This is a genomic window from Bacillus sp. IS1, assembly GCF_032461585.1.
Classification (GTDB): domain Bacteria; phylum Bacillota; class Bacilli; order Bacillales; family Bacillaceae; genus Bacillus; species Bacillus velezensis.
On the sequence record NZ_JAWCWR010000006.1, the window covers coordinates 113,858 to 135,817 of the forward strand.

The window sequence follows — 21,960 nt, forward strand, 5'->3', positions numbered from 1 at the left end:
GGGCATATTCATATGTAAAGGAAAAATACCGCCAATTTTTCGACAAAAAGTTTCCCGGGGAATAATGCTGTCGAATTGATTGCGTTTCTGTCAGATCAAAGCTGCTATTTTTCCGCTTTTCCATCCATACTATGAATGAGAATGGAGGAGTCCTTACATGAATGATCAAACGGCAAACTTAAAACGGGGCGAAAAAGGCGCGATTCTTAATATCGCCGCGTACCTCATCCTTGCCGCCGTCAAACTGGTGATCGGTCTTATTTATCATTCCGAAGCGCTCAGAGCGGACGGATTAAATAATGCCACGGATATTGTCGCATCACTGGCTGTGCTGATCGGGCTCCGGATTTCCCAGCGCCCCGCGGACAGTGATCATGCTTACGGACATTATCGGGCTGAAACAATTTCTTCATTAATTGCGTCTTTTATTATGATGGCGGTCGGTATTGAAGTGCTGATCGGAGGAGCAAAGGCGATTGTCAGCGGAACGAAGGCCGAGCCGAGCTTCATTGCGGCATGGACGGCGCTCGGGAGCGCGATTGTAATGTACGGCATGTATGTATATAACAGCCGACTTGCGGATCGGGTTAAAAGTTCTGCGCTTCATGCGGCGGCGAAAGACAGCCGTTCTGACGCCTATGTCAGTATTGGGGCGTTTATAGGCGTCTTAACGGCCCGGCTTCATCTGCCGTGGATTGATCCGGTCATTGCTTTTCTGATCGGAATCATCATCTGTAAGACGGCATGGGACATCTTCAAAGATGCATCCCACTCATTGACGGACGGATTTGATCTGAAAGATTTGGAGCCGTATAAACACACAGTGAAAGAAATAAAAGAGGTCATCAGGCTGAAGGATGTGAAAGCAAGGTATTTGGGGAGCACGGTTCATGTGGAAATGGTCATTACGGTAGATCCGGGACTGTCTGTGAAAGAAGGCCATGAAGTAGCCGATGAAGTCGAATATGCAATAAAACATGAACATGATGTGACTCATGTCCATGTTCATGTAGAGCCTGAAGTCATAAACAAAGATCGTGAAACGAATTAAATATGCTGTGATAAAAACTCTGTGACTTCTTCGGGCGTTTTCGCGTTTGCGCTGTGAAGATGCGCTTTCTTTTCGCCGTTTTTAAAGATCAGAAGGCTCGGTATGCCCATTACCTGATATTTGTCGGCAAGCTCAGGGAGCTCGTCTCTGTTCAGCTCATACCAATCATTTTGATTGTATTCTTCCAAAATATCGCCGATGAACATATTCATGCGCGTGCAGTCAGGGCACCAGTCAGCGAAAAATTTCACGATGATTTCCTTGTCGGATTGAATAAGTTCATTAAATTGTTCTGTTGTACTGATTTTTTTCATATGACACATCTCCTTTTCCATGCCATTTTAATATAAAATAAAAAGGAATTACATACAAATGCTTTCATATTCAGAATGCCCAAAAATAATTAGATCATTTTCTGAGGAAAGTGATAAGATAGTAAAGATGAATTGTTGTGGGGGGAATATCCATTGAAAACAAGTCTAGGATTGGTGTACGGCGGAAAATCAGCCGAACACAATGTATCGCTGCAGACAGCATTAGCTGTAACAAAAGCGCTTAATACTGAGAAGTTTGATATACATCCGATTTACATCACTGAAAAAGGAGAATGGCAAAGAGGCCCGCTGCTGACTGAGCCGGTTTCCAACGTGAAAATGCTTCAGCTGGAACAAAACGGTGAAAGTTTCGCTCTATCAGCATTGAACCGGGAAATGTTTCCTGAAGCGTCGCCTGACGAAAAGGCGCCGATCGATGTCGTATTTCCGCTTCTGCATGGACCGAACGGTGAAGACGGCACCATTCAGGGTCTGCTGGAATTGCTGAACGTTCCTTATGTCGGCAACGGAGTGCTTGCATCATCAGCCGGCATGGATAAAGTCATCATGAAGCATTTGTTCGCTCAAGCGGGGCTTCCGCAGGCGAAGTACGCCGCTTTCTTAAAAAAGGACTGGAAACAGACGCCGGACAGCTGCTTACAGCAGGTTGAAGAGGAGCTTGGGTATCCGTGCTTCGTCAAACCGGCGAACCTCGGGTCAAGCGTCGGAATCAGCAAATGCCGAAATCGCGAAGAGCTTGAAAAAGCCTTCGAACTGGCTTTTGAGTATGACCGGAAAATTGTGGTGGAAGAAGGAATCGCCGGCAGAGAAATCGAAATCGGCGTACTCGGAAATGACGAACCGAAATGCTCCGCCGTCGGTGAAATCGCGCCGAAAACCGACTTTTACGATTACAAGGCGAAATATGAAGACGGCGACACGGATTTAATGATTCCCGCGCAAGTGACGGATGAACAATATGCGGAAATCAGCGAGATGGCGATTAAAGCCTTCAAAGCGATTGACGGATCAGGCCTTGTCCGCGCCGATTTCTTCCTGACCAATGACGGTCAAGTGCTCATTAACGAAGTGAACACAATGCCGGGCTTTACGCCATTCAGCATGTTCCCGCTGCTTTGGAAAGAAGCAGGCGTAGATTACAGTGATCTGATCGAACAGCTGGTTGAGCTGGCAAAAGAACGCCATGCCGAAAAACAGCTGATTAAACATACATTTTAATGAAGACGGACACTGCCTGAAGGGGCAGTGTCTTTTCCCGTAACAGACAACATTTTCAGAAAGCGAGGTGCCACCTTTGATAAAGCGAACTGTAAAGCGAATCGCAGACATGGTCAAAGGCACACTGACAAATCCCGTATTTGAACAAACAATGATTGAGGGCGCCGCAACCGATACGCGGACTTTGGAAAAAAATCAGCTGTTCATTCCTTTAAAAGGCGAGCATTTTAACGGCCACACCTTTGTGCCGAAAGCATTCGAAAAAGGCGTTTCCGCGGTGTTGTGGGACCGCTCTGAACCGAATCCGCCGGAAGAGCGTGCTGTCATCCTTGTCGATGACACGCTGGAGGCGCTGCAAACATTGGCAAAAGCTTATTTAAAAGAGCTCGGCACACGGGTTATCGGGGTGACCGGGAGCAACGGAAAAACGACAACGAAAGACATGCTTCACGCCGTTCTCGGCACGCAGTACCGCGTTCACAAAACCGCCGGCAATTTCAACAACCATATCGGCCTGCCGCTGACCGTGCTTGCCATGCCTGAAGATACAGAAATCGCCGTTTTAGAAATGGGAATGAGCGCGAGAGGCGAAATTGATTTTCTGAGCCGTCTTGCTGAACCGGAAGCTGCCGTCATTACCAATATCGGCGAATCCCACATGCAGGATTTAGGCTCAAGAGAAGGAATTGCGGAGGCGAAACTTGAAATTATAAACGGACTTCGGGAAGACGGCGTTCTGTTTTATTTCGGGGATGAGCCGCTGCTCCGCGAAAAGACGTACACTTGCCGGACAACGACATACGGCGCAGGCGCGGACAATGATCTCCGCCTGAAAGAAATAACACAGGCGGAAGAAGGCACGTACTTCAATATCGACGGAATCGACCGTTCTTTCTTTATTCCCGTTCTCGGCAGACATAATGTGATGAATGCCATGGCCGCATACGCCGCCGGCATCTATTTCGGCATTACGCCGGAAAATGCCGCTCTGGGACTGAGCCGCCTGAAGGTGACGGGGATGAGATTGGAACTGGTCAAAACGGACAACGGCATCTCGATCGTAAACGACGCGTATAATGCGAGCCCGACGTCAATGAAAGCGGCGGTCGAATTAATCGAAACGATGAAAGGCTATCGGAAGAAAATGCTCGTGCTCGGTGATATGCTTGAACTTGGTGATGAAGAAAAAGCATTCCACGAAGAATGCGGAGCTGCGGTCAATCCGGCGGAAATCGACCATGTATTTACTTACGGCACACTCGGCGCATTCATCGCTGACGGAGCGCGCCGGCATTTTGAAGAAGGGCGCGTCAGCCATTATCTTGACAAAAAAGAACTGCTTCACGCCATACAGGATATGGCCGCTTCCGGCGATCTCCTTCTGTTTAAAGCATCGAGAGGTATGAAGCTCGAAGAAATCGTTAAAGATTTATTAGAGAAGCACTGAAAAAATAATGATCAGCATCATAAAAATATACAAAAATGAAGAAACTAATTCAGGGTGAAATAATTCTGTCCGTATGAAAAAGAAAGACCGCCGGCTGGGAAATCCCGTCCGGCGCGGGGTCCGGCTCCGTTCGCGGGAAGAATCCGGTCAGGCCGCTTCCGGCCGCCTGACCATCTCGCCTTATTGAAAAACACATAGTGTAATGGTAAGATTAAACGTAAAGTAATTCGGGCTTTGTATACGTATGATCCTGTCCTTTGGATGAAAGGGCGGTTTTTAGTGGTAAATCACGACATTACTGAAACAGCAATCAGAAGGAGTTTGAATAATTTGACTATAACGTTTCAAGATTTCCAATTAAGTTCTGATCTCATGAAATCAATCAATCGTATGGGATTTGAAGAAGCAACACCGATCCAGGCACAAACGATTCCGCTCGGACTTTTAAATAAAGATGTCATCGGACAAGCGCAAACAGGTACAGGTAAAACAGCTGCGTTCGGTATACCCCTTGTTGAAAAAATGAACCCCGAGTCTCCTAATATTCAAGCAATCGTAATCGCGCCAACCCGTGAATTAGCCATTCAAGTATCTGAAGAGTTATATAAAATCGGACAAGATAAGCGTGCGAAAGTACTGCCTATTTACGGCGGCCAGGATATCGGACGTCAAATCCGCGCATTGAAGAAAAACCCGCATATCATCGTAGGTACGCCGGGGCGTCTTCTTGACCATATCAACCGCCGCACGATCCGTTTAAACAACGTGAACACGGTTGTCATGGATGAGGCTGATGAAATGCTGAACATGGGATTCATTGATGACATTGAATCCATTCTCTCAAACGTGCCGAGCGACCACCAAACGCTCTTATTCTCAGCAACAATGCCTGCGCCGATCAAACGGATCGCAGAGCGTTTCATGACTGAGCCGGAACACGTAAAAGTAAAAGCGAAAGAAATGACTGTGTCCAACATTCAGCAGTTCTACTTGGAAGTGCAGGAGCGCAAAAAATTCGATACGCTGACTCGTCTTCTTGACATTCAGTCTCCGGAACTTGCGATCGTATTCGGACGTACGAAACGCCGTGTCGATGAGCTTGCTGAAGCCCTGAACCTTCGCGGATATGCGGCTGAAGGAATTCACGGCGACTTAACGCAGGCGAAACGTATGGTTGCGCTTCGCAAGTTTAAAGAAGGTGCGATCGAAGTGCTTGTAGCGACTGACGTTGCCGCCCGCGGACTTGATATCTCAGGCGTTACCCACGTTTACAACTTTGACGTGCCTCAAGATCCTGAAAGCTACGTTCACCGTATCGGAAGAACGGGCCGCGCAGGAAAAACGGGTATGGCGATGACGTTTATCACACCGCGTGAGAAAAGCATGCTTCGCGCGATTGAACAAACGACAAAACGCAAAATGGACCGCATGAAAGAGCCGACGCTTGACGAAGCATTAGAAGGACAGCAGCAGGTGACGGTTGACCGTCTGCGCACGGCGATCAGCGAAAACAACCTGAACTTCTACATGACGGCAGCTGCGGAATTGTTAGAAGATCATGATGCAGTGACAGTTGTGGCTGCAGCCATTAAAATGGCGACAAAAGAGCCGGACAGCACGCCTGTACGCCTCACTGATGAAGCGCCTATGGTCAGCAAACGCTATAAAAACCAGCGTACTTCTAAGCGCAGAGACGGCCAAGGCGGCGGCTACCGCGGCGGCAAAGGGAAAAACAACAACCGTTCTTCCTACGATAAAAAACGCTCAAGCGACCGCCGTTCTTCAGGTGACAGACGCCAGAAAAAATCATACTAAAACACAGGAAGCGGACCCTTTTACGGGGTCCGCTTTTTTTTGATATGCCGGAAAGTGAATCTTTTTTGCAAATCAGCCGTATTTGTATGTATGATAAAAAATGGGAGGTAGGTATGTTGAGAGCACAGCCAAAAAATCGAATCAGTCCAAGCGGCTTAAAAGTCTGGCGTCTTCAGGAAATCATCCTGTCCGCCTTCTGTCTTCTGGCCGTTATAGCAGCAGCTGTTTTAAGCCATTTCTTCCATTGGCCGTATTGGATCACCGGAGTCCTCGGCATCATTTGGGTTATCGGTTCAGTAATATCCGTCTATGCCATACCGAAAATCAGGCACAGGATCTGGCGCTATGAAGTCCATGAAAATGAAATTGATATTCAATCCGGCATTTTTATTGTCAAACGGGTCATTGTGCCGATGGTGAGGGTGCAGCACGTAGATACTTCACAAGGCCCGCTCCTCAGAAGGTACCGTCTGGCCTCAGTCAAAATCTCCACGGCGGCAACCGTTCATTCCATTCCGGCGCTTGATATGGAGGAAGCTGACCGGCTGAGGGATTCCATTTCCCGTCTGGCAAGGGTGACGGAAGATGATGTCTGAGCCGAAACGTCTGCATCCGGCGGCCGTGATTTTGAACTTATTCCATATTATTATCGAAACCATTAAAAACATTATTCTGCCATTTTTTCTCGTCTATATTGTAAACTCCAACCACTTCATCCGCTTTTACGGAGGCATTGCGCTCGCCGTCCTGCTTATCTGGCTGATTACGGCTAGTGTGATCGAGTGGAGAAAATTTACATACCGGATTGAGGACGGAGAATTCAGAATTGAAGAAGGCTTGTTTTTTACGAAAAAGAGATACATCTCCATTGACCGGATTCAATCAATGAATACGAGTGCCGGCATCATTCAGCAGCTTTTTAAGCTTGTTAAGCTTCAAATCGAAACGGCCGGCGACGGGAAAAACGCCGAGGCCGTCTTATCCGCCATTACTGTGGAAGAGGCGGAACGGATCAGAGCGGCTGTTTTTCAGCAAAAAGCGGAGCAAGAAGAACGAGGGGAGACTGCAGCGGAGCAGGAGCCGATGAGCGGGGAAGATGTGCAATCCGTTTACCGCCTGTCTGTAGGTGAGCTGCTTATGGCCGCCTCAACATCCGGGGGAATCGGTGTCATCATCTCAGCGGTATTCGCCCTCTTTTCTCAGATTGATGAAGTACTTCCGATGGACTGGCTCTATGACAGGTTTTCCTTTCTCAAGCATGCGAGCATCGGCATATACGCCGTGATCATTTTCATAGGATTGTTCATCGCCTGGCTGTTAAGCATCGCCGGTATGATGATCAAGCATGCCAACTTTAAAATAGAAAAAAAGGAACACGAATTGGTCATTACCAGAGGAATTATTGAAAAGCATCAAGTGACAATCCCGCTCCGTAAAATCCAAGCCATTAAAATGAAAGAAAATGTGATCAGGCAATTATTCGGATACGCGACGGTTGCGATTGTCAGCGCCGGCAGTGCGGGGAATGAGAAAGAAGGAGCACAGACGATTCTGTTTCCGATCATCCGCAAATCAAAGCTCGGTGTGATGCTGAACGGTTTCACACCGGATTACGTGCTGGAAGAAAACCGGAATCATTTGCCGAAAAGGGCGCTGCGCCGGTATTTATTCCGATCCATAATCTTCTCGGTTTTCGTGATCATCCCGCTTTGTATTCTGTTTAAGCCGTGGGGATATGCATCGCTCCTCGTGCTTCCTGTCGAACTGGTGCTTGGATATGCCTCGTTTAGGACAGCGTCATGGTGCATAAACGGCGGCAGGCTTCAGATCACCACGAGGCTGATCGGGAAGACGACCACGATTATGCTGAGAAGAAGAATGCAGATGTTTGAAGTCAGCCGCTCCTTTCTGCAAAAAAGAAGGCGGCTCGCATCTGTGGCTACCGCAGTGAAATCAGCTCACCACATGGAGCATGTCATGCTGAAGGATGTCAGTGAGGAAGATGCCGAACGCATCGGACGCTGGTATTCATATGAAAAAGCGGACGGTTAATACCGCCGCTTTTTTTGCTGCACGCATAAAAAGGAAAGCAAAAATCCGCCTGCCAGTCCGAACAAATGCGCCATAATGTTAATATTAGAGTTGATAAACGTCGACAGCACCGCGATGATAAGCAGGGTCATAATCATTTTCGACTGATCCCGGCCGATCAGCTCCTTGCGGAAAACAGTCAGAAACACATACACACCGAAAAGTCCGAAGATCGCGCCGGATGCGCCGACATGCACATAATCAAGCGGTTCGGCAAGATACGTGCCGATATTGCCGATAATGCCCGATGCGATGTACACAATCAGAAAACGGACTTTTCCGAGCATCTGCTCAAGCGGGGGCGCGAATAAAAAGAGAGACATGGAGTTAAACAAAAGGTGAGTGAAATTCGCGTGTAAAAACATCGGTGTCACCAGCCGCCACCATTCTCCCGAGGAAACGCCGTAATTATAGCCGGTCACAGCATCTGACCACATCATGACGGAATGAAGCGGCATACTGAAAAACAGCCACAAGAACGCCTGCAGCGCCAAAATACAGCTGACGGCCGGATAACGTCTGATAAAAGTCTGGAAATTTTCCGTTCGTATAAACATCGCAAGCCCCTTTGCATCTGATTTGTTACATATATAGTAACACGTTTATGACATAAACCGTTTTTTAGTACGGACTTTTAGGAGGAATTCACATGATTTTCGGAATCGGAATCGACATCGTTGAACTGCACAGAATTGAAAACATGCTCAGCCGGCAGGCGAGGTTTCCGCAAAGAATATTGACGGAGGCTGAATACGCCCGTTTTACATTGCTGTCGGACAAAAGGAAAATTGAATTTCTCGCGGGAAGATTTGCGGCAAAAGAAGCCTTTTCGAAAGCATACGGCACAGGTATCGGCAAAGAGCTCAGCTTTCAGGATATTGAAACCGGAAACGACACGGCGGGAAAACCAGTGCTGACCTGCGCCAAGCTTGACGGCGCGGCGGTTCACGTTTCCATTACCCATACAAAAGAATACGCCGCGGCACAGGTCGTGATTGAAAGGTTGTCACGCTAGTCTGCATATTAGCCGGAACCCCTTCATATATTTGATAGTGCATTAAGGGAGACAAGTTGTTTGAGGCTTTTATGGTACGCGTCCGTCCGTTCAGGGCGTACCGTTAAAGTCAAACAAGCGATTTCTTCCCTTTACATCAATTGAGAAGAAGGGGTTGAAAAAAGGTGAGAAAAAGCTTTGTTTTGCTTTTAACGGGACTGCTTGCCGTCCTTATTCTTTCGGCCTGCGGCCAAAAATCACAGGAAGATATCGTGAACGGTTTAGATAAGAAGGCGAAAGAATACACCTCGTATAAAGCGAAAGCCAAAATGACCATTGAAACGGGGAGTGATCCGCAAGTATACAATGTGGAAATCTGGCATAAAAAACCTTCCCTGTACCGGGTCTATCTGGAAAATCCGAAAAAAGACCAAAACCAAGTCATTTTACGGAACGCCAACGGAGTCTTTGTCCTCACGCCGTCTTTAAATAAGAGCTTCAGATTCCAAAGCGACTGGCCGAATAACAGCAGCCAAGTATATTTGTTTGAGTCACTTGTAAAGGACGTGCAGCATGACAAAGACGCCGTCTATTCCGCCAAAGATAAAAAGTACACGTTTGAAACAAAAACAAACTATCAGCACAACAAAATGCTGCCGACTCAGGAAATCACTTTCAACAAAAAGGACATGAGCCCGTCGCTCGTCAAAGTTATGGATACAGACCGGAAAGTGATGGTAAAAGTCGAATTCAAAAGCTTTGAATTCAACAAACCGTTTGATAAAGACTCTTTTGACGAGAAGAAAAATATGACGCTTTCCCAGATGGACGTCGCCACAAGCGCCAAGCCGTCTGATTCATTTGCGGTCAAAACACCGCTTCAAGTGCCGGCCGGCGTCAAAAAGCTTGAAGAGAAAGATATTTCAACTGCGGACGGCAAACGGATCGTCATGACTTACGGCGGAGAAAAATCCTTCACCCTTATTCAAGAAAAAGCCCATATCGCAAAAGCCGCCTCTGCCGTCACGCTGAAAGGCGAACCGGTTAATCTCGGCTTCACGGTGGCCGCATTATCTGATACGTCTTTAACGTGGACATATGACGGAGTGGATTATCTTCTGTCATCACAGGATCTGACAAAAGATGAAATGGTGGCCGCCGCCAAAAGCATGCAGGGACAGTCGTCAAAATAACGTCAAAAAAGAGGCCGCCGCTGTCGGTCTCTTTTTTGATTCCAGTTCACTTTGCAGAATAATTTTAGTATGATAATAACAATATGAATTGAAAATAATGCTAGGAAGTGTATCGAGTGAACACAGCATCCTTTTACAGAGAAACGTGGGCGGAAATCAACCTGTCCGCGATTAAAGAAAATGTCACGCATATGAAAAAACACATCGGGCAAAACGTCCATCTCATGGCGGTTGTAAAGGCGAACGCTTACGGTCACGGAGATTTGGAAGTTGGGAAAGCCGCGCTTGAAGCGGGTGCCTCTTGTCTTGCCGTAGCCATACTGGATGAAGCGATTTCATTGAGAAAACGGGGCATTACAGCGCCGATTCTCGTGCTTGGCGCCGTGCCGCCCGAATATGTACAAGCAGCTGCCGAGTATGACGTAACACTAACGGGATATTCTGTTGAATGGCTTCAGGAAGCCGCGCGCCACCTCGGAAGTGCAACAGTGCCGTTCCACCTGAAAGTCGACACCGGCATGAACAGACTCGGAGTCAAAACGGAGGAAGAAATCCAAAGCGTGTTAAAAATCCTCGGTCAAAATCCCGGTTTAGTCTGTAAAGGCGTATTCACCCATTTTGCTACCGCGGATGAGAAAAACAGAGATTATTTCCTCTTCCAGTTTGACCGCTTTAAAACATTGATCGCTCCGCTTCCTTTAAAAGAATTGATGGTGCACTGCGCGAACAGCGCTGCCGGACTTCGTCTTAAAAAAGGCTTTTTTAACGCGGTTCGTTTCGGCATCAGTATGTACGGGCTTCGTCCTTCTGCTGACATCCAAAGCGAAATTCCTTTTCAATTGAAGCCGGCTTTTGCGCTGCACTCTGTTTTATCCCATGTGAAAAAGATCCGCAAAGGGGAAAGCGTCAGCTACGGCGCAACATATACGGCAGAGAAGGATCAATGGATCGGAACGGTTCCCATCGGCTATGCGGACGGGTGGCTCCGCAAGCTGAGCGGCACGTCTGTGCTGATCGGCGGCAAACGGATGAACATCGCGGGAAGAATCTGCATGGATCAATTGATGGTCGAATTAGATCAATCTTATCCGCCGGGCACCAAAGTCACCCTGATCGGCAGCCAGAAGGGAGAAACGATCACAATGGATGAAATCGCCGGGCGGCTTGGGACGATTAATTACGAGGTCCCTTGTACCATTAGTTCCCGCGTTCCCCGTATGTTTTTGGAAAATGAGAGTATAATGGAAGTAAGAAATCCTTTACTGCAAGATAATACAAGCAAGTAGCCGTCATCCGGAAAAAGAGAATTTATAAAACAGCTTTGCTTGACGTTTGAATAATGGTATCATTATGTCTGGATGGATGAATTGGTCGTATCCGTAAGTTTGGTGGAGGTGTATGTTTTTTGTCTGAATCCAGCGCAAGAACCGAAATGAAAATCAGCTTGCCCGAAAACTTAGTAGCTGAATTGGATGGTGTAGCGATGCGGGAGAAACGAAGCAGAAACGAACTGATATCACAAGCAGTGAGAGCGTATGTCAGCGAACGGACAACTCGCCATAACCGTGATTTGATGAGACGCGGGTATATGGAAATGGCGAAAATCAACTTGAATATCTCTTCTGAGGCTCACTATGCTGAGTGCGAAGCAGAAACGACCGTTGAGCGCTTAGTCAGCGGAGGATAATCATTTTGATTGTAAAGCGCGGCGATGTTTATTTTGCTGATTTATCTCCTGTTGTTGGCTCAGAGCAAGGCGGCGTACGCCCGGTTTTAGTGATCCAAAATGATATCGGAAATCGCTTTAGCCCGACTGCTATTGTTGCAGCCATAACAGCCCAAATACAGAAAGCGAAATTACCAACCCACGTCGAAATTGATGCAAAACGCTACGGTTTTGAAAGAGATTCCGTTATTTTGCTGGAGCAAATTCGGACGATTGACAAGCAAAGATTAACGGATAAAATAACTCATCTGGATGATGAAATGATGGATAAGGTTGATGAAGCCCTGCAAATCAGTTTGGCACTCATTGATTTTTAGTCATATTTTGGTTGCTCATATAGAGCAACTTTTTTTGTTTTCGAAAAACATAAGCGCTATAATAAAGAGATAATCAAACAAAATTTGTTGTTTTGTGTCGGGAGGTCAGTGAAACCCATGTCGAATCAGAAAGTGTATCAGTTCATCATTGATCAGCATGATGAACTGCTTGATACTTGGACAGCCAAACTAAAAGAAGTAGGCAATCAGGAAGACTATCAGCTTACGAATCACATATGTGAAAATATTTGTAAAGACTATATAGACATTCTTTTATTATCGACTAAAAATGACGAGGCTACGGAAGAGCAGATCAGTGAGCTCGCACTGCGCGCCGTTCAGCTCGGTCTGTCACTGAAACTTCTTTCAGCTACCCTGTCAGAGTTTTGGAAACTGCTTTACGAAACGATGGTCGACCTTAATATGGCCGATCAGGACAGAGCAGATTTGATTTTGGAAATAGACAGCTTTTTCAATCCGATCAACACGGAAATTTTAAATCAGTATTCTATCTCCTGGGAAAAAACGGTTACTTTGCAAAAAATCGCGCTTCAGGAATTGTCGGCTCCGCTGATCCCGGTATTTGAGCATGTAACGGTCATGCCGCTTGTCGGGACGATTGATACGGAGCGTGCAAAGCACATTATGGAAAATCTGTTAAACGGCGTCGTGAAGCACCGTTCACAGGTTGTATTAATTGATATCACGGGCGTGCCGGTCGTTGATACGATGGTGGCGCACCATATTATTCAGGCATCGGAAGCGGTGCGGCTTGTCGGCGCGAAATGCCTGCTCGTCGGAATCCGTCCGGAAATCGCGCAGACGATCGTTAATCTGGGAATTGATTTGTCGCAGGTTATTACGAAGAATACCCTTCAAAAAGGAATTCAAACAGCGCTTGAAATGACAAATCGAAAAATCGTTTCATTGGGGGAATAACATTGTGAGACATCCAAAAATCCCGATCCTGAAACTGTATAACTGCTTATTGGTATCCATCCAATGGGAACTTGACGACCAGACAGCTTTGCATTTTCAAGAAGATCTGCTGAACAAAATCTATGAAACCGGCGCAAACGGGGTCGTCATTGACCTGACATCCGTTGACATGATCGATTCATTTATCGCGAAAGTGCTCGGCGATGTCATCACCATGTCTAAATTGATGGGCGCAAATGTCGTATTGACGGGAATTCAGCCGGCTGTGGCGGTCACATTGATTGAACTCGGAATCTCACTTGAGGAAATCGAAACAGCGCTCGATTTAGAGCAAGGGCTTGAGACATTGAAGCGGGAATTGGGGGAATAGCGATGAACGACCAATCCTGTGTGAAAATCATGACAGAATGGGATATCGTAGCCGCCAGACAGCTTGGCCGCAACGTTGCGAAGGAATTAGGCTTCGGCACGGTGGACCAGGCCAGAATCACGACGGCTATCTCAGAATTGGCCAGAAACATTTACTTATATGCAGGCAAGGGCCAGGTCAGCATAGAACAAGTAAACGACAGAGGGAAAAAAGGCCTTAAAATTATAGCAGAAGACAAAGGGCCCGGAATCCCCGACATCCGTAAAGTGATGGAAGACGGCTTTTCAACGTCAGGCGGACTGGGAGCGGGACTTCCGGGCGTCAAAAGGCTGATGGACGAATTCAGCCTGCAATCTGTTGCAGAGGAAGGAACAGAGATTCAAGCCGTGAAATGGCTTCGGTAGGAGGTTAGAACGTGGATTTCAGGGAGGTTATAGAGCAGCGGTATCATCAGCTGCTTAGCCGATATATAGCCGAATTAACAGAAACATCTTTATATCAAGCCCAAAAATTCAGCCGAAAAACGATTGAACATCAGGTTCCTCCGGAGGAGATCATCAGCATCCACCGAAAAGTAGTAAAGGAACTGTATCCGGATCTGCCGGAAGATGTTTTTCATTCGCTGGATTTTTTAATAGAAGTCATGATTGGCTACGGGATGGCTTATCAGGAACATCAAAGTCTGAGAGATATCCAGCAGGAGCTTCGTTCAGAAATTGAAATTGCCGCAAATGTTCAGCAGACGCTGCTTGGCACAAAAATTCCTGAAGAAGAAGATCTGGATATCGGGGCAATCAGCGTCCCCGCCAAACAGATGAGCGGGGATTATTATCACTTTGTCAAAGACAAGGAATCGATTAACATCGCGATAGCCGATGTCATCGGAAAAGGAATACCCGCCGCATTGTGCATGTCGATGATCAAGTATGCCATGGACTCTCTTCCGGAGACCGGCATTCACCCCTCCCAAGTGCTGAAAAATCTTAACCGCGTTGTAGAACAGAACGTGGACTCAAGCATGTTTATCACCATGTTTTACGCAAACTACAATACGAAAAATCACCAATTTACATATGCTTCTGCGGGGCATGAACCGGGCTTCTACTACTCTGAAAAAGAAAAAAAGTTTTATGATCTGGAGGCAAAAGGATTGGTGCTGGGAATTTCTCAGGATTTTGATTACAGCCAATATGAACAGCACATGGACGAAGGAGATATGATCGTTCTTTTTTCTGACGGCGTCACCGAATGCCGTACCGAAAACGGTTTCTTAGAGCGAAGCGACATTCAGCGCATGCTGGAAGAACATATGGACTGCTCCGCGCAGGATATGGTCAAAAATATTTACGACAGCCTGCTGAGACTCCAGGACTTTCAGCTTCATGACGATTTTACGTTAATTGTTTTGAAAAGAAAGGTTTAAAAAAACAGCAGCACGGGTAAAAAGCCATTAGCACGAGTAAGGATAACTTTCAGAGGTGATACGATGAATTTAACGGTAGATATGAAGGAGAATCTTTCAGATATACAAATCAATATCGCTGGAGAAATCGATGTATACTCAGCTCCGGTGGTTCGTGAAAAGCTGATGCCCCTGGCAAACGAGGGGAAGGACATGAGAATCTGCTTAAAAGATGTAAACTATATGGACAGTACGGGTTTAGGCGTTTTTGTAGGCGTGTTTAAAACGGTGAGCAAGGAAGGCGGCTCTCTGAAGCTTGAGAATCTTTCCGACCGGCTCGTCCGTCTGTTTGAAATTACGGGGCTTAAGGACATCATCGACATTTCGGCAAAGTCAGAAGGTGGCGTGCAATGAGTACATCAGTTGATTATATAGAGATGAAAATTCCGGCCGAACCGGAATATGTAGGAATCGTCAGGCTTACGTTATCAGGGGTCGCAAGCAGAATGGGCTATACCTATGATGACATTGAAGATTTAAAAATCGCTGTCAGCGAAGCTTGTACAAACGCTGTCCAGCATGCATACAACGATGAAAATAAGGGAGAAGTATCCGTGCGGTTCGGTGTGTTTGAGGATCGGCTGGAGGTCATTGTCGCCGATCAGGGAGACAGCTTTGATTTTGATCAGAAGCAGCAGGATCTCGGGCCGTACACACCTTCGCACACAGTCGATCAATTGTCAGAAGGAGGGCTCGGTCTGTATTTAATGGAAACGCTCATGGATGAAGTCAAAGTTCAAAGCAACTCTGGCGTAACCGTGGCGATGACAAAGTATTTAAATGGGGAGCGAGTTGATCATGGCACAACCATCAAAAACTACGAAACTAACTAAAGATGAAGTTGATCGGCTCATACGCGACTTTCAAACACATGATAATAAAGAAGCCCAGGAAACACTCGTCGAGGTGTATACCAATCTCGTCGAAATGCTGGCAAAGAAATATTCAAAAGGAAAAAGCTTTCACGAAGACCTCCGCCAGGTCGGAATGATCGGACTTCTCGGAGCCATTAAACGGTATGATCCCGAGGTCGGCAAATCCTTTGAAGCATTTGCGATTCCGACCATCATCGGCGAGATCAAACGCTTCCTCAGAGATAAAACATGGAGCGTACACGTTCCGAGACGGATTAAAGAACTCGGGCCGCGCATTAAAATGGCGGTGGATCAGCTGACGACAGAGACGCAGCGGTCGCCGAAAGTCGAAGAAATCGCAGCCTTTCTCGATGTGTCAGAAGAGGAAGTGCTTGAAACGATGGAGATGGGAAAAAGCTATCAGGCGCTTTCTGTCGATCACAGCATCGAAGCGGATGCGGACGGAAGCACCGTCACGATTTTAGATATCGTCGGTTCGCAGGAGGAAGGATACGAACGCGTCAACCAGCAGATGATGATCAAAAGCGTGCTTCATGTGCTGTCCGACCGCGAAAAACAGATTATCGATCTAACATTTGTGCAAAATAAAAGCCAAAAAGAAACAGGGGACATTCTCGGAATATCTCAAATGCACGTCTCGCGCCTGCAGCGGAAAGCGGTGAAAAAACTGAGAGAGGCCTTGATTGGAGATCCCTCCATGGAGCTAATGTAATGATTCAGGTTGAAGAAAATGAACATGTTCAAACTCTTGTATACCAATTAAATAAAGAAGGCAAGTCCATATGCGGCGACAGCTTTTTTATGAAGGCGAATGAAGAAGAATTAGTTTGCGCGGTAGCGGACGGTCTCGGCAGCGGATCTCTTGCCAACGAATCCTCGTCAGCCATTAAAGACATCGTGGAAACGTATGCGGATGAGGATGTGGAAAGCATCATTGAGCGTTGCAATCAAGCGATGAAAAACAAAAGAGGGGCGACTGCCTCCATCTTAAAAATCAACTTCATCAAAAGGGAATTGACATACTGCTCGATCGGCAATGTCCGTTTCTTCCTGCACTCCCCATCAGGCGAAGTCTTTCATCCGCTGCCGATTTCGGGTTACCTCTCAGGCAAACCGCAAAGATACAAAACGTATACGTCATCATACGAAAAAGGGGCGAGGTTCATCATCTACACGGATGGGCTTGAGGTTCCGCATATCCGCACCTGCTTAAAGCAGGGACACTCAATAGAAGATATATCAAAATCACTTCATCCGTACACAACATCCAGACGTGATGATTTGACCTATATTCTAGGGCAGCTTTTATCGTAAGGCTGCTTTTTTTATGTTCCGCCGTTTTTTGATACACTAGAGAAAGAATGAAGAGATGGAGGCTTTTGTGATATGGAAACGTTAGCCCTTTTGAAAAAACAAATTGCTGAAGAAACAGCGTTATCCCAAAAACATGTCGAAAGTGTCATCCGCTTGCTGGAAGACGGCAACACCGTCCCGTTTATTGCGCGGTACCGAAAAGAGCAGACCGGCTCAATGGACGAGGTGCAGATTCAGGCAATCTCCGAGCGGTGGCAATACATACAAAACCTGACGCAGCGGAAAGAAGAAGTCATCAGATTGATCTCAGAGCAGGACAAGCTGACGGAAGGGCTGAAGCAAAAAATCGAACAAGCGGTCAAGCTTCAGGAAGTCGAGGATTTATACCGTCCCTTCAAACAAAAACGGAAAACAAAAGCCACCGTCGCCAAAAGCAAAGGCCTTGAACCGCTTGCGGACTATATTCTTTCTCTCCCGAAAGAAAACCGCCTTCACGACATCGCTGATCAATATATCAGTGCAGAAAAAGAAGTCGCTTCAAGAGAGGAAGCCATTGAAGGCGCGAAGCACATCATAGCCGAACAAATCTCGGATGATCCTCATTTCAGAAAGTGGATCCGCCAGGAAACGTATAAAAAAGGAATTCTCACTTCCGCGGCAGGCAAGTCAGCCGCAGATGACGAGAAAAACGTCTATGAAATGTACTACGAGTACGAAGAGCCGATCCAAAAGGTCGTTCCTCACAGAGTGCTTGCGATGAACCGCGGTGAAAAAGAAGGCATTTTAAAGATTGCGATCGAACCGCCCGCCGATCAGATAAAAACTTATTTAGAAAAGCAAATCATCAAACACCGTGAAACGCCTGTGAAAGAAACGCTGAAAGAAGCCATTGAGGACAGTTACAAACGTCTGATCCAGCCGGCTATTGAGCGCGATATCCGCAAAGAGCTGTCAGAAAAAGCAGACGCGCAGGCGATTCATATTTTCGCTGAAAACCTGCGTAAGCTCCTGCTGCAGCCGCCGATGAAGGGGAAAGTTGTGCTCGGCGTCGATCCGGCCTTCCGTACGGGGTGCAAACTGGCAGTTGTTGATGAGACGGGAAAAGTGTTGAAAATCGACGTCATTTACCCGCACGCTCCCGTAAAAAAGACAGCGGAAGCCCGGAAAAAAATCAAAGAATTGCTGGACCGGTACGAAGTCGAGGTTGTGGCGATCGGAAACGGCACGGCATCACGAGAGACAGAGCAATTCGTCGTTGATGTGCTGAAAGAAACAGAGCGGGACATTTATTATGTCATCGTCAATGAGGCCGGAGCAAGCGTGTATTCCGCGTCAGAAATCGCCCGTGAAGAATTTCCGGATTTTCAGGTCGAAGAGCGCAGCGCCGTCTCCATCGCGCGGAGATTGCAGGACCCGCTGGCCGAGCTTGTGAAAATCGAACCTAAATCCGTCGGCGTCGGGCAATACCAGCATGATGTCAGCCAAAAGCATTTAAATGAATCACTCCGTTTTGTCGTAGAGACCGTCGTCAACCAAGTCGGGGTGAATGTCAATACAGCATCAGCCGCGCTGCTTCAATATGTAGCCGGGTTATCCAAAACAGTTGCCGGCAATATCGTTAAAAAAAGGGAAGAGCTCGGCAAATTTACAAATCGCAAAGAGCTGAAAGAAATCCCGCGTCTCGGCGCAAAAACATATGAACAATGCATCGGCTTTTTGAGAGTGCCCGGAGGACGAGAGCCGCTCGACCGCACCGGGATACACCCGGAAAGCTATAAAGAGACAAAGGCGCTGCTCAAAAAACTGCAGCTCACTGCGGATCAGATCGGAAGCGCGGACGCAAAAGAGAAAATCAGCGCATTGCCGCTGTCTGAAACGGCTGAAGAGCTCGGTATAGGGGAAATTACGCTTGCGGATATTTGCGGGCAGCTGACAAGGCCGGAGCGAGATCCTCGTGACGAAGTGCCGAAGCCTTTGCTGAAAAAAGACGTTCTGCAGCTTGAGGATTTAAAGGAAGGAATGGAATTGCAGGGCACCGTCCGCAACGTTGTAGACTTCGGCGCTTTCGTCGATATCGGCGTCAAACAGGACGGGCTTGTGCACATTTCAAAACTGAGCAATCAATACGTCAAACATCCTCTCGACGTCGTATCGGTCGGAGACATCGTCACCGTATGGGTCGAAGGGGTGGACGTGCAAAAAGGCAGAGTGTCGCTGTCTATGGTAAAATAAAAGCACTGCTTACGAGCAGTGTTTTTTTCTGTAGAAATACCAGCACTGATTCAGCAGTTTGATTTGGTAATTATCCTTTTCTAAAAACGCTTTTTGCATTTGTTTCATCAGCCAATTCGGCATGGCTCATTCCTCCTCAGCTTTTAGTTAGAGGTCGGTTTTAACTCATTGTATGCGAACGGTGAATTGTCCCGTTCAATGTTTTTAAAGCGGGGTGCACTTATGGATAACGAACAACTTCAAAAGCTGACGGAAGACATCTCTGCACAAGATTTCGGAAAGCCGTTCCGTCACAGAGCCTTCTTCAATGACCGGCTGAAAACGACAGGCGGCCGGTACATGCTGTCTTCCCATAACATCGAATTAAACCGCAAATATCTGATCGAACACGGGCAGAGCGAGCTGATAGGAATCATCAAACACGAGCTGTGCCATTATCATCTTCATCTTGAGGGAAAAGGGTACAAGCACAGAGACAAAGACTTCAGAGACCTGCTTCAGAAAGTCGGAGCGCCGAGATTCTGTACGCCGCTCCAAACCAAAAAGCCACAAAAGAAAACATATATGTATAGATGCGTGGCTTGCGGCCAACAGTATATAAAGAAGCGGGCAATGAACCCGGAAAGATATGCCTGCGGAAAATGCAGAGGGAAAATCAAAAGAATTTTTTAAAAAGGCTTGACTCATTTTAATGTTCTATGTTAAATTATAAAAGTCGTTGAGAGACAACGACACTTTCTTAAAAAAATAAATGTTGCTTCTTGACACAATACGTCGCATCATTTATAATAAAGAAAGTCTGATTATTCCACAGTAGCTCAGTGGTAGAGCTATCGGCTGTTAACCGATCGGTCGCAGGTTCGAATCCTGCCTGTGGAGCCATTATGGAGAAGTACTCAAGTGGCTGAAGAGGCGCCCCTGCTAAGGGTGTAGGTCGCGTAAGCGGCGCGAGGGTTCAAATCCCTCCTTCTCCGCCAGATAAGTTCTCAACCAGACGGCCCGTTGGTCAAGCGGTTAAGACACCGCCCTTTCACGGCGGTAACACGGGTTCGAATCCCGTACGGGTCACCATTTACCTTCGTTGGGCTATAGCCAAGCGGTAAGGCAACGGACTTTGACTCCGTCATGCGTTGGTTCGAATCCAGCTAGCCCAGCCATTTTATTTAAAATTTTTGAATCACTTTTAGAGCGAGCCATTAGCTCAGTTGGTAGAGCATCTGACTTTTAATCAGAGGGTCGAAGGTTCGAGTCCTTCATGGCTCACCACTTGTCACGCGGGTGTGGCGGAATTGGCAGACGCGCTAGACTTAGGATCTAGTGTCTTACGACGTGGGGGTTCGAGTCCCTTCACCCGCACTTTCTTTTCAAAGTGCTGATCATCATCACTAGCTTATATGCTTAGTGGAAAGACAGTTTCATAGCACGCGGTCGTGGCGGAATGGCAGACGCGCTAGGTTGAGGGCCTAGTGGGTGAATAACCCGTGGAGGTTCAAGTCCTCTCGGCCGCATCTCAATGATACCAAGGGTTTAACCATCTTTGGTATTTTTTTGTGCTTATTTTTAAATGATCTACTGCCCACAAACTGCCCACTTACCTAAAGTAAGTCATCTGCAGTAGACATCGCATAAATATTTTCATCATTTATAGGTAGTTATTAATGCCTCAAACTCCAATTTGCAAAAGCAGAGAAAGTATTGCTAAGCATGGAGGAAAACAAAGATGCCTTGTTATATGATCAGCTATTAGAATTTAGACACGAGATAATAGGATAGGGGCATAAGGCTACTGAAAAGGCTTATCCTTTTTTAAAAGGTTAAGCCTTTTTTTGGCTATAAATGTAATCGGTGTCCAATTAGTTGCCCTGAATTCATGAAAAAGGATAAAATAGGTGTAAATAAGTTGTTATTTTAAAATTAGAACCAATTCTTTATCACAAACAATAATAACTAATCGGCGAAGAAAGGATAACAGTCAAATGAAAACATTAGTTATTGTTATACACCCTAATTTGGAAACGTCTGTTGTCAACAAAACCTGGATGAATCGTTTAAAGCAAGAGAATGACATTACGGTTCATGACCTGTACGGTGAATACCCTAATTTTATCATTGATGTAGAAAAAGAGCAGCAGCTCCTGTTAGATCATGAGCGTATCGTTTTTCAGTTCCCAATGTATTGGTACAGCAGTCCCGCGTTACTCAAACAATGGGAAGATGATGTGTTAACACATGGATGGGCTTATGGAACTGGAGGTACTAAATTGCATGGAAAAGAACTACTCTTAGCGATCTCCTTAGGCGCACAGGAATCTGATTATCAAGCAGGCGGAGAATATAATATCACGATCAGCGAGCTTATCAGACCGTTTCAAGTCACTGCTAACTATATAGGAATGCGTTTTCTTCCTGCCTTTACACAATATGGGACACTTCACCTTTCAAAAGAAGATGTTAAGAACAGTGCGGAGAAATTGGTTGACTATCTTAAAGCTGAGCATTGATCCGGTATTCGCGAGGGAAGCTGAAATAAATGATGTGAAACTAATTACAGCAGGGCGATGAGTACATATTTCTTGATGAA

At 46.5% G+C, this 21,960-nt stretch carries 25 protein-coding genes, 7 tRNA genes and 1 pseudogene; 30 read left to right on the forward strand and 3 right to left on the reverse strand.

What is annotated here, in order from left to right:
• The first annotated feature begins 157 nt into the window (after nucleotides 1-157).
• On the forward strand, nucleotides 158-1,051 hold the full coding sequence (locus RUW00_RS18610; protein WP_280144863.1) for a cation diffusion facilitator family transporter: 894 nt from the start codon (nucleotides 158-160) through the stop codon (nucleotides 1,049-1,051).
• Here the strand turns inward: RUW00_RS18610 and RUW00_RS18615 are convergent.
• The gene (locus tag RUW00_RS18615; RefSeq protein WP_003156200.1) at nucleotides 1,048-1,365 is read right to left on the reverse strand and encodes a thioredoxin family protein; all 318 of its coding nucleotides are present in this window, start codon (nucleotides 1,363-1,365) and stop codon (nucleotides 1,048-1,050) included. The genes RUW00_RS18610 and RUW00_RS18615 overlap by 4 nt on opposite strands.
• Before the next feature lie 153 nt (nucleotides 1,366-1,518).
• Between RUW00_RS18615 and RUW00_RS18620 the strand changes: the two genes are divergently transcribed.
• From RUW00_RS18620 to RUW00_RS18640, 5 genes are all read left to right on the forward strand, one after another.
• Nucleotides 1,519-2,604, forward strand: coding sequence for a D-alanine--D-alanine ligase (locus RUW00_RS18620; protein WP_003156199.1), 1,086 nt, complete (start codon nucleotides 1,519-1,521; stop codon nucleotides 2,602-2,604).
• Between the two features lie 76 nt (nucleotides 2,605-2,680).
• Nucleotides 2,681-4,051 (forward strand): UDP-N-acetylmuramoyl-tripeptide--D-alanyl-D-alanine ligase, encoded by a 1,371-nt coding sequence (locus RUW00_RS18625; RefSeq protein WP_280144864.1) that lies wholly within the window; start codon nucleotides 2,681-2,683, stop codon nucleotides 4,049-4,051.
• A 330-nt stretch (nucleotides 4,052-4,381) separates the two neighbouring features.
• Nucleotides 4,382-5,866, forward strand: a complete 1,485-nt coding sequence (gene cshA, locus RUW00_RS18630; protein WP_014416963.1) for a degradosome RNA helicase CshA — start codon at nucleotides 4,382-4,384, stop codon at nucleotides 5,864-5,866.
• Nucleotides 5,867-5,982: 116 nt separating this feature from the next.
• On the forward strand, nucleotides 5,983-6,462 hold the full coding sequence (locus tag RUW00_RS18635) for a PH domain-containing protein (protein ID WP_003156195.1): 480 nt from the start codon (nucleotides 5,983-5,985) through the stop codon (nucleotides 6,460-6,462).
• Nucleotides 6,452-7,918 (forward strand): PH domain-containing protein, encoded by a 1,467-nt coding sequence (locus tag RUW00_RS18640; protein ID WP_095273157.1) that lies wholly within the window; start codon nucleotides 6,452-6,454, stop codon nucleotides 7,916-7,918. The genes RUW00_RS18635 and RUW00_RS18640 overlap by 11 nt, the downstream gene beginning before the upstream one ends.
• Here the strand turns inward: RUW00_RS18640 and RUW00_RS18645 are convergent.
• Nucleotides 7,915-8,514 carry a rhomboid family intramembrane serine protease gene (locus RUW00_RS18645; protein ID WP_003156193.1) on the reverse strand — a complete coding sequence of 200 codons (600 nt, stop codon included), beginning with the start codon at nucleotides 8,512-8,514 and terminating at the stop codon, nucleotides 7,915-7,917. The genes RUW00_RS18640 and RUW00_RS18645 overlap by 4 nt on opposite strands.
• A gap of 92 nt (nucleotides 8,515-8,606) precedes the next feature.
• On the opposite strand from RUW00_RS18645, the gene acpS reads away from it, so the two are divergent.
• The 14 genes from acpS (at nucleotide 8,607) to RUW00_RS18715 (ending at nucleotide 19,379) form a co-directional block, all read left to right on the forward strand.
• Nucleotides 8,607-8,972, forward strand: a complete 366-nt coding sequence (acpS, locus tag RUW00_RS18650) for a holo-ACP synthase (protein ID WP_014304402.1) — start codon at nucleotides 8,607-8,609, stop codon at nucleotides 8,970-8,972.
• 164 nt (nucleotides 8,973-9,136) lie between these two features.
• Nucleotides 9,137-10,144, forward strand: coding sequence for a LolA family protein (locus RUW00_RS18655; RefSeq protein WP_007410230.1), 1,008 nt, complete (start codon nucleotides 9,137-9,139; stop codon nucleotides 10,142-10,144).
• 116 nt (nucleotides 10,145-10,260) lie between these two features.
• The gene (alr, locus tag RUW00_RS18660; protein ID WP_095273158.1) at nucleotides 10,261-11,430 is read left to right on the forward strand and encodes an alanine racemase; all 1,170 of its coding nucleotides are present in this window, start codon (nucleotides 10,261-10,263) and stop codon (nucleotides 11,428-11,430) included.
• A 119-nt stretch (nucleotides 11,431-11,549) separates the two neighbouring features.
• On the forward strand, nucleotides 11,550-11,831 hold the full coding sequence (gene endB, locus RUW00_RS18665; RefSeq protein ID WP_003156188.1) for a type II toxin-antitoxin system antitoxin EndoAI: 282 nt from the start codon (nucleotides 11,550-11,552) through the stop codon (nucleotides 11,829-11,831).
• A 5-nt stretch (nucleotides 11,832-11,836) separates the two neighbouring features.
• The gene (gene ndoA, locus RUW00_RS18670; RefSeq protein ID WP_003156187.1) at nucleotides 11,837-12,187 is read left to right on the forward strand and encodes a type II toxin-antitoxin system endoribonuclease NdoA; all 351 of its coding nucleotides are present in this window, start codon (nucleotides 11,837-11,839) and stop codon (nucleotides 12,185-12,187) included.
• Nucleotides 12,188-12,304: 117 nt separating this feature from the next.
• A complete protein-coding gene (locus RUW00_RS18675; RefSeq protein ID WP_003156182.1) occupies nucleotides 12,305-13,126 on the forward strand; it encodes an STAS domain-containing protein in 822 nt (273 codons plus the stop codon).
• A gap of 4 nt (nucleotides 13,127-13,130) precedes the next feature.
• Nucleotides 13,131-13,496: an RsbT antagonist protein RsbS gene (rsbS, locus tag RUW00_RS18680; protein ID WP_007609584.1), complete on the forward strand. Its 366-nt coding sequence runs from the start codon at nucleotides 13,131-13,133 to the stop codon at nucleotides 13,494-13,496.
• A 2-nt stretch (nucleotides 13,497-13,498) separates the two neighbouring features.
• Nucleotides 13,499-13,900: an anti-sigma regulatory factor gene (locus RUW00_RS18685; protein ID WP_003156178.1), complete on the forward strand. Its 402-nt coding sequence runs from the start codon at nucleotides 13,499-13,501 to the stop codon at nucleotides 13,898-13,900.
• An 11-nt stretch (nucleotides 13,901-13,911) separates the two neighbouring features.
• Nucleotides 13,912-14,919: a PP2C family protein-serine/threonine phosphatase gene (locus RUW00_RS18690; RefSeq protein WP_007609589.1), complete on the forward strand. Its 1,008-nt coding sequence runs from the start codon at nucleotides 13,912-13,914 to the stop codon at nucleotides 14,917-14,919.
• 63 nt (nucleotides 14,920-14,982) lie between these two features.
• Nucleotides 14,983-15,312 (forward strand): anti-sigma factor antagonist RsbV, encoded by a 330-nt coding sequence (gene rsbV / locus RUW00_RS18695; protein WP_003156176.1) that lies wholly within the window; start codon nucleotides 14,983-14,985, stop codon nucleotides 15,310-15,312.
• Nucleotides 15,309-15,791 carry an anti-sigma B factor RsbW gene (rsbW, locus tag RUW00_RS18700; protein ID WP_007609591.1) on the forward strand — a complete coding sequence of 161 codons (483 nt, stop codon included), beginning with the start codon at nucleotides 15,309-15,311 and terminating at the stop codon, nucleotides 15,789-15,791. The genes rsbV and rsbW overlap by 4 nt, the downstream gene beginning before the upstream one ends.
• The gene (gene sigB, locus RUW00_RS18705; RefSeq protein WP_003156171.1) at nucleotides 15,757-16,545 is read left to right on the forward strand and encodes an RNA polymerase sigma factor SigB; all 789 of its coding nucleotides are present in this window, start codon (nucleotides 15,757-15,759) and stop codon (nucleotides 16,543-16,545) included. Before rsbW ends, sigB begins: the two co-directional genes overlap by 35 nt.
• Nucleotides 16,545-17,147: a phosphoserine phosphatase RsbX gene (gene rsbX, locus RUW00_RS18710; protein WP_007410234.1), complete on the forward strand. Its 603-nt coding sequence runs from the start codon at nucleotides 16,545-16,547 to the stop codon at nucleotides 17,145-17,147. The genes sigB and rsbX overlap by 1 nt, the downstream gene beginning before the upstream one ends.
• 72 nt (nucleotides 17,148-17,219) lie before the next feature.
• Nucleotides 17,220-19,379 (forward strand): Tex family protein, encoded by a 2,160-nt coding sequence (locus RUW00_RS18715; RefSeq protein ID WP_280144866.1) that lies wholly within the window; start codon nucleotides 17,220-17,222, stop codon nucleotides 19,377-19,379.
• A 9-nt stretch (nucleotides 19,380-19,388) separates the two neighbouring features.
• Here the strand turns inward: RUW00_RS18715 and cmpA are convergent, their stop codons facing one another.
• The gene (gene cmpA, locus RUW00_RS18720) at nucleotides 19,389-19,502 is read right to left on the reverse strand and encodes a cortex morphogenetic protein CmpA (RefSeq protein WP_003156164.1); all 114 of its coding nucleotides are present in this window, start codon (nucleotides 19,500-19,502) and stop codon (nucleotides 19,389-19,391) included.
• 99 nt (nucleotides 19,503-19,601) lie between these two features.
• Here cmpA and RUW00_RS18725 point away from each other — a divergent pair, with 99 nt between their 5' ends.
• The 10 genes and pseudogenes from RUW00_RS18725 to RUW00_RS18770 all read left to right on the forward strand — a co-directional run bounded on the left by RUW00_RS18725 (nucleotide 19,602) and on the right by RUW00_RS18770 (nucleotide 21,880).
• Nucleotides 19,602-20,051 (forward strand): SprT family protein, encoded by a 450-nt coding sequence (locus RUW00_RS18725; RefSeq protein WP_280144867.1) that lies wholly within the window; start codon nucleotides 19,602-19,604, stop codon nucleotides 20,049-20,051.
• A 135-nt stretch (nucleotides 20,052-20,186) separates the two neighbouring features.
• Nucleotides 20,187-20,261, forward strand: a tRNA-Asn gene (locus RUW00_RS18730).
• A gap of 4 nt (nucleotides 20,262-20,265) precedes the next feature.
• Nucleotides 20,266-20,356, forward strand: a tRNA-Ser gene (locus RUW00_RS18735).
• 19 nt (nucleotides 20,357-20,375) lie between these two features.
• A tRNA-Glu gene (locus tag RUW00_RS18740) sits at nucleotides 20,376-20,450 on the forward strand.
• Between the two features lie 11 nt (nucleotides 20,451-20,461).
• Nucleotides 20,462-20,536 (forward strand) — tRNA-Gln (locus tag RUW00_RS18745).
• 33 nt (nucleotides 20,537-20,569) lie between these two features.
• A tRNA-Lys gene (locus RUW00_RS18750) sits at nucleotides 20,570-20,645 on the forward strand.
• Between the two features lie 8 nt (nucleotides 20,646-20,653).
• Nucleotides 20,654-20,735, forward strand: a tRNA-Leu gene (locus RUW00_RS18755).
• Between the two features lie 68 nt (nucleotides 20,736-20,803).
• Nucleotides 20,804-20,887 (forward strand) — tRNA-Leu (locus RUW00_RS18760).
• 172 nt (nucleotides 20,888-21,059) lie between these two features.
• Nucleotides 21,060-21,146 (forward strand): annotated as a pseudogene (locus RUW00_RS18765) (hypothetical protein); the annotation flags it as partial.
• 209 nt (nucleotides 21,147-21,355) lie between these two features.
• Entirely contained in the window at nucleotides 21,356-21,880 is a 525-nt protein-coding gene (locus RUW00_RS18770; RefSeq protein ID WP_045206853.1) for an NAD(P)H-dependent oxidoreductase, read from the forward strand.
• Nucleotides 21,881-21,960: the final 80 nt, after the last annotated feature.

Excerpts from the sequence above, each read along its gene's own strand:
- RUW00_RS18610 (WP_280144863.1), top strand. The coding sequence starts at position 158 with ATGAATGATCAAACGGCAAACTTAAAACGGGGCGAAAAAGGCGCGATT.
- RUW00_RS18615 (WP_003156200.1), bottom strand. The coding sequence starts at position 1,365 with ATGAAAAAAATCAGTACAACAGAACAATTTAATGAACTTATTCAATCC.
- RUW00_RS18640 (WP_095273157.1), top strand. The coding sequence starts at position 6,452 with ATGATGTCTGAGCCGAAACGTCTGCATCCGGCGGCCGTGATTTTGAAC.
- RUW00_RS18645 (WP_003156193.1), bottom strand. The coding sequence starts at position 8,514 with ATGTTTATACGAACGGAAAATTTCCAGACTTTTATCAGACGTTATCCG.
- acpS (WP_014304402.1), top strand. The coding sequence starts at position 8,607 with ATGATTTTCGGAATCGGAATCGACATCGTTGAACTGCACAGAATTGAA.
- RUW00_RS18675 (WP_003156182.1), top strand. The coding sequence starts at position 12,305 with ATGTCGAATCAGAAAGTGTATCAGTTCATCATTGATCAGCATGATGAA.
- RUW00_RS18685 (WP_003156178.1), top strand. The coding sequence starts at position 13,499 with ATGAACGACCAATCCTGTGTGAAAATCATGACAGAATGGGATATCGTA.
- rsbV (WP_003156176.1), top strand. The coding sequence starts at position 14,983 with ATGAATTTAACGGTAGATATGAAGGAGAATCTTTCAGATATACAAATC.
- rsbW (WP_007609591.1), top strand. The coding sequence starts at position 15,309 with ATGAGTACATCAGTTGATTATATAGAGATGAAAATTCCGGCCGAACCG.
- sigB (WP_003156171.1), top strand. The coding sequence starts at position 15,757 with ATGGCACAACCATCAAAAACTACGAAACTAACTAAAGATGAAGTTGAT.
- rsbX (WP_007410234.1), top strand. The coding sequence starts at position 16,545 with ATGATTCAGGTTGAAGAAAATGAACATGTTCAAACTCTTGTATACCAA.
- RUW00_RS18715 (WP_280144866.1), top strand. The coding sequence starts at position 17,220 with ATGGAAACGTTAGCCCTTTTGAAAAAACAAATTGCTGAAGAAACAGCG.
- cmpA (WP_003156164.1), bottom strand. The coding sequence starts at position 19,502 with ATGCCGAATTGGCTGATGAAACAAATGCAAAAAGCGTTTTTAGAAAAG.
- RUW00_RS18725 (WP_280144867.1), top strand. The coding sequence starts at position 19,602 with ATGGATAACGAACAACTTCAAAAGCTGACGGAAGACATCTCTGCACAA.
- RUW00_RS18770 (WP_045206853.1), top strand. The coding sequence starts at position 21,356 with ATGAAAACATTAGTTATTGTTATACACCCTAATTTGGAAACGTCTGTT.